Annotated in this window: 6 protein-coding genes and 1 pseudogene; 6 read left to right on the top strand and 1 reads right to left on the bottom strand. The window is 64.0% G+C overall.

The window, feature by feature from the left end; all coding sequences use genetic code 11:
• From DL1_RS21865 to DL1_RS20285, 6 genes and pseudogenes are all read left to right on the top strand, one after another.
• Positions 1-536 (top strand): annotated as a pseudogene (locus DL1_RS21865) (hypothetical protein); the annotation flags it as partial.
• Positions 533-1,543, top strand: a complete 1,011-nt coding sequence (locus tag DL1_RS20305) for an ABC transporter permease (RefSeq protein ID WP_038070123.1) — start codon at positions 533-535, stop codon at positions 1,541-1,543. The pseudogene DL1_RS21865 and the gene DL1_RS20305, both read left to right, overlap by 4 nt.
• Entirely contained in the window at positions 1,543-3,288 is a 1,746-nt protein-coding gene (locus DL1_RS20300; protein WP_038070121.1) for an acyl-CoA dehydrogenase family protein, read from the top strand. The genes DL1_RS20305 and DL1_RS20300 overlap by 1 nt, the downstream gene beginning before the upstream one ends.
• Positions 3,285-4,040: an energy-coupling factor ABC transporter ATP-binding protein gene (locus tag DL1_RS20295; RefSeq protein ID WP_051693731.1), complete on the top strand. Its 756-nt coding sequence runs from the start codon at positions 3,285-3,287 to the stop codon at positions 4,038-4,040. The genes DL1_RS20300 and DL1_RS20295 overlap by 4 nt, the downstream gene beginning before the upstream one ends.
• A gap of 62 nt (positions 4,041-4,102) precedes the next feature.
• The gene (locus DL1_RS20290; protein ID WP_162178781.1) at positions 4,103-4,636 is read left to right on the top strand and encodes an energy-coupling factor transporter transmembrane component T; all 534 of its coding nucleotides are present in this window, start codon (positions 4,103-4,105) and stop codon (positions 4,634-4,636) included.
• Positions 4,637-4,656: 20 nt separating this feature from the next.
• Positions 4,657-5,199: a BioY family transporter gene (locus DL1_RS20285; protein ID WP_038070117.1), complete on the top strand. Its 543-nt coding sequence runs from the start codon at positions 4,657-4,659 to the stop codon at positions 5,197-5,199.
• Between the two features lie 46 nt (positions 5,200-5,245).
• Here DL1_RS20285 and DL1_RS20280 read toward each other — a convergent pair whose 3' ends face one another.
• Complete coding sequence (locus DL1_RS20280) at positions 5,246-5,470, bottom strand: SDR family NAD(P)-dependent oxidoreductase (protein WP_081856430.1); 225 nt, start codon at positions 5,468-5,470, stop codon at positions 5,246-5,248.
• Positions 5,471-5,511 lie beyond the last annotated feature (41 nt).

Here is a 5,511-nt window from a genome sequence, read left to right as displayed (position 1 = left end):
AGAGACGCCCCCGTTACCGAAGTCCTGACCCCAAGAACCGGCTGGAAGAGGCCGTGTTCCACGCCGACAGCGTCCGCGCCAACGTCACGCTGCCCAGCCTTGGGAAATATCTGCGCGACCCGATCCTGCGTCTGGTTCACCGTCCGCGCGAAAATGTCGCGGCGGCAGAGGTGTCGCAGCAGATGCGGGTCCGCACCGCAGGGATCGAGGCGTCCATCGACGATCTGTCAGGCGGCAATCAACAAAAGGTCGTCCTTGGCCGTTGGCTTCAGACCGGAGCTCAGGTGTTCTTGTTGAACTGCCCGACTGCGGCCGTCGACGTGGGGGCCAAGAAAGAAATCTACGAGCTGATTGACGATCTGGCGCGGGGCGGAAAAGGCATCGTGTTCGCGTCAACCGAATTGGATGAATACAGCCTTGTCTGCGATCGGGTGCTGGTTTTTGCCGCTGGCCGTGTGGTCGGGGAATTGCGCGGTGATGACGTCACCGAAGCCAACATAATGACACTTGCCGCCGGGGGGGCGATCGCCGCATGACACAGACCGACACAGCCAAATCAACGGACACGCCGCGCGCGGGCTTCGACTGGATCACCTTTTTGTCGAAATGGGGGACGCTTGTGTCCCTGGGGCTTCTGATCGCGCTTTTTTCGTTCGGGCGGCCAGAGGTCTTTATGACCGTGCGCAACATGCTCAACATCCTCAACCAGGTCTCGATCCTCGGGATGATCGCCTTTGGGCTGACGATCTGTCTGGTGGTCGGCCTGTACGATCTGTCGATCGGAGCGATGGCGACCTTTGGTGGGTATTTCGCAGCCCGCTTTCTTATGGAGATCGGCATCGACAACGGCGCTGTCGTCGTGCTTGTGCTGCTTGTGGTGCTGGTGCTGGCCGCGTTGATCGGCATGGTGAACGGGGCGCTGATCTCTTATCTGGGCATCTCGGCCATCGTCGAGACTTTGGCAATGAGCTTTGTCGTCACCGGCGTGATCCTCGGGGTTTCCGGCGGGCGCACGGTCTATGCCACCGAAATCCCGAAGGCCTTTGCCATCATAGGCCAAGGTAAGATTGCTGGCATTCCCAATCCGGTGTTGATCCTGCTGCTGCTGGGCCTGCTGTTGTGGGTGTTTCTGGAACACACCCAGACCGGGCGCAACATGTATGCGCTGGGGGGCAACCGCGAGGCGTCGCGGCTGTCGGGGATCTCTTTCTCGCGCTATGCGCTGATTGCCATGGCGATCAGTGGCGCCTGTGCAGCCCTTGGCGGTTTGGTCGCCGGGGCCAATCTGGGCGCGGGCCGACCGCAGGGCGTGGGCGAAGTGTATCTGCTGAACGCCTTTGTCGCGGTGTTTATCGGGGCCTCGACCCTGAAACCGGGAAAATTTCATATTTTAGGCACCGCTGTGGGTGTGCTACTGATCGGCGTGATAAACAACGGGCTTTCGGTGATGGGCGTTCCAACCTTCTGGCAATATATCGTGCAGGGCAGCATCCTGATCCTTGCGCTGATCTCGGCCTCGTTGAACGCAGTCAGGCGCGGCTGATGGGGGATCATCCGTTCAACCGGTCCGTGCTGGACCGGCAGCTGTTCGACTGGCTGCGCCTTGGCGATCTGGCGGATCTGCCTGCGCATGATGGCCAGACGGTCGAGGACTGGACCGCTGTTCTGGATCTTGCCGACCGTTTGTCGCGTGAAAAGCTGGCCCCACATTGGCGTGCGTCCGATCAGGTGGAACCGTGGCTCGACAATGGCATCGTGCGGGTGGAACCGGGCACTAGGGCCGGCGTTCAGGCCTGGATGGAGGCCGGTTTGCATCTGGCCGGTGTGCCGGAGGACGAGGGCGGCATGGCACTGCCTTTCACGGTTGTCGCCGCCACCATGGCGATGAGCATGGCCGCGCATATCGCGGCGGCGTCGTTCCCGATGCTCAGCGTCGCCAATTCGCGGGTGATCCGCAGCTTTGGAACGGACGCACAGATCAAGGCCTTTGCCGAGCCCCAGCACGAGGCGCGCGCGCTTGGCACCATGTGCCTGTCGGAACCGGCGGTCGGCTCATCGCTGGGCGATGTATCGACGCGCGCGATCCCTGATGGCGCGGATGCGCTGGGGCCGCGGTATCGGTTGCGTGGCGTCAAGATGTGGATCAGCGCGGGTGGGCAGGACATTGCGCCGCTGACGGTCCATCTGGTGCTGGCCAAGGCCGAGCAGCCGGACGGCACGCTGGTGCCCGGATCGCGCGGGCTGTTGCTTTTCGCAGTGCCCAGCGTCTTGCCCGACGGCACGCAAAACGATGTGACCGTGACAGGGCTGAATCACAAGATGGGCTGGCGTGGCACGCCGAACTGTGTGCTTGCCTTCGGGGACAAGGGCGGTGCGCAGGGCTGGCGGATCGGGGACGAAGGGCAGGGCCTGCCGATCATGTTCCAGATGATGAACGAGGCGCGGATCGGCGTTGGTATCGGCGCGGCGGCGCTGGCGTGGCGTGGTTACCTGGCCTCTCGGAATTACGCGCAAGAGCGGGTACAGGGCCGGGCGCTGGACGATAAGGATGCCGAAAAGCCCGTGCCGCTGACCCGCCATCCAGATGTGCGCCGGATGCTGTTGGCGCAAAAGGCGATTGCCGAAGGCAGCCTTGCGATGTGCCTTTATGCTGCGCGGCTGGTCGATCTGGGCAATAGCGGCGATGCCGAGGCCGAGACGCTGCTGGGCCTTCTGACACCCATCGTCAAAAGCTGGCCGTCGGAAATGGGCCTTGTTGCCAACCATTATGCGATCCAGATCCACGGCGGCTATGGCTATACCCGCGATTTCGAGGTCGAACAGATCTATCGCGACAACCGCCTGAACCCGATCCACGAAGGCACGACCGGCATTCAGGGCATCGACCTTTTAGGGCGCAAGCTGTTGTTTGACCGCAGCGGCGCTTTTGATTTGCTGAGTGCACGCATCCGCGAAACCGAGGCGCGCGCAGCGGAGGAGATGCCTGAGGCTGCCCGCGCACTGGCCGAAGCTCGAGAGGTTCTGACGCAGGCCATCACGGCCTCGCGCGAGCGCAGCACGCCTGCCGATGCTTTGGCCAATGCCACTCAGGTGCTGTCGGCAGCGGGGCACGTCGTTGCAGGTTGGCTGTTGCTGGACCTTGCGTTGCTGGACGCCCCGGACAAGCCCGGTCGCGTCGCCGCCTGCCGGTATTTCAGCGAATTCGAGCTGCCGCACGTGCGCGCCTGGCTTTCTCCGGTTATCGCCGCCTCGGATCTGACCATGCAGGTGGAGGACGCCTGGCTTTGAGCCTCTCCGACGCAGTTTCACAGTCTCGCAGCACCGAAGCCGCGCCGCAGCGAATCGAGCTGGTCGATGTCGGCCTGTCACTTGAAGACCGCGTGGTCTTTGATGGGTTGTCGCTGTCGGGCGAGGTCAGGGACCTGGGTCTGATTGGGCGCAACGGCGCGGGCAAATCCCAGTTTCTGCGGCTGATCGCGGGTCTGGTGACGCCTGATACAGGACAGGTTCGGGTGAATGGCTTTGATCCGGCCAGGGACCGCCGCCGCGCCACGTCCGAAATCGGGTTCGTTTTTCAGAACCCCGACCACGCTCTGTTGTTTCCAACTGTCATTGAAGAGATCGGCTTTGGGCCCCAAAGCCGAGGCCTGTCAAAATCCGAGGCCGCCGCTGTGGCCGAGAATTTGCTGCAAAGGTTTGGTGTCGCCGCGTGGCGGGACCGGCTGGTCCACGCCCTGTCGCAGGGACAAAAGCACCTGTTGGGCCTGATCGCCGCCTGCGCCAACGACCCTGCGTTGCTGTTGTTGGACGAAGCTTTTGCCGGGCTTGACCTTGCGACCTCGCGCAGCCTGCGCCGGACACTGGACGCGCTGCCGACCGCCCGGATCGAGGCCAGCCACGATTTGATTGCGATGGCGGCGCGCCCGCGCCTTCTTTGGATCGACGCTGGCCGCATCCGCATGGATGGCCCGCCGGAGCAGGTCTTGCCTGTTTACCGCCAGGAAATGGAGGCGCAGGTGATCGCGCCGGATTCCCTGTGATCGGCGCGCTATCTGCCCGCCCCACGCCTTATCACGCGATGTCTGCGGGGACGAAGCTGGTTATGCTTTGCGTGTTCTGCACCACCCTTGGCGTGATGCGCATGGTTGCGACGGGCTGGCTGGGACTGGGGGTTGTGCTGATTGCCGCGACGGTGCCGGGACTCTGGTTCGTGAGGCTGATTCTGCGCGATCTGCGTGGATCGGCGTTGATTGCGGTCGTGATCGTGGGCTTCCAGTGGCTTTCGGGGCGGCTGGATCTGGGGCTGGCGGTGGCGGGCACTCTGCTGGCCTGTGTCGCGGCTGCGATGATGCTCAGCCGAACGACCTCGCCTGCCGATCTGCTGGACGTACTGGACCGCTGGCTGGGCCGCATTGGCCTGCCCGCCCGTCCGCGCCGGCGCTTGTCTCTAGCCATTGCGCTGACACTGCGTTTTATTCCGGCACTCTCGGCACGCGCCGCTCTGTTAAGCGAGGCGCACCGCGCCCGCTCGCCCCGCCGGGTGGGGTGGCGGTTGGTCGGGCCGCTGGCGCTCGGCACCCTGGACGAGGCCGACACCGCCGCAGAGGCGCTGCGCGCGCGGGCATTTCTTGAATAACCTGGAAGGAAGAGACTCTCATGGAACGCACTCTTACCCGTATTGCCCTGTTTGCCGCACTGATCGCGGCGCTGGGGCTGTTGCCCCGGTTGACGCTGGGATCTGGCATTCCGCTCACCGCGCAAAGTCTGGGGATCATGCTGGCGGGCACCGTGCTTGGGGCGCGCAACGGGGCGTTGGCGGTGCTGTTGTTCTTGCTGATGGTGGCGCTGGGGCTGCCGTTGCTGGCGGGGGGCCGGGGCGGGCTGGGCGTGTTCGCCGGGCCGACGCTGGGCTATCTTGTCGGCTTTCCGATCGGCGCCTTTGTCATCGGGCTGGTGGCTTCGCGGTTCAGGCACCGGATGTCGTTTCCGGCTGCGCTGGCCGGGGCCGTCGTGGGCGGGATCGGCGTTGTCACGGTTTGCGGGATCTTCGGTATGTCTGCCATGATGGGCGTGTCGCTGGTCGAGGCCACGGGTTTTGCCCTGCCATTCCTGCCCGGCGATTTGATCAAAGCGGTTCTGGCGGCGGCGATCACCGCAGCATTGTGGAAGGCGCGCCCCGCGCTTGCGCGCACGTCCTGATCGGGAGACGGCGCGGGGGCAGCTTTCCTCGCGCCGCGCCGCGTTGTTATTGGCGTGCCGTGGTGCCGCCGTCGATGGTCAGGACCGAGCCGTTGCAATAGCTTGCCTCGTCGGAGGCAAGGTAGAGACACCCGTTGGCCATTTCCTGCGGTGTGCCGGCGCGCCGCATTGGCGTGATCGAGTCCGCCACCGCTTCGTCGTCGAACAGCGACATAAAGCTTTTGACCATGCGCGTGTCGATAAATCCCGGCGCAATCGCGTTGGCGCGAATGCCATCTTTTGCTTAGGGTCAGGACTTCGGTAACGGGGGCG

This window comes from Thioclava dalianensis (assembly GCF_000715505.1).
GTDB classification, from domain to species: domain Bacteria; phylum Pseudomonadota; class Alphaproteobacteria; order Rhodobacterales; family Rhodobacteraceae; genus Thioclava; species Thioclava dalianensis.
Note: the sequence above shows the minus strand (reverse complement) of the source record. Positions and strands in the feature narration are given on the sequence as shown.

Excerpts from the sequence above, each read along its gene's own strand:
- DL1_RS20290 (WP_162178781.1), top strand. The coding sequence starts at position 4,103 with ATGCTTTGCGTGTTCTGCACCACCCTTGGCGTGATGCGCATGGTTGCG.
- DL1_RS20300 (WP_038070121.1), top strand. The coding sequence starts at position 1,543 with ATGGGGGATCATCCGTTCAACCGGTCCGTGCTGGACCGGCAGCTGTTC.
- DL1_RS20305 (WP_038070123.1), top strand. The coding sequence starts at position 533 with ATGACACAGACCGACACAGCCAAATCAACGGACACGCCGCGCGCGGGC.
- DL1_RS20285 (WP_038070117.1), top strand. The coding sequence starts at position 4,657 with ATGGAACGCACTCTTACCCGTATTGCCCTGTTTGCCGCACTGATCGCG.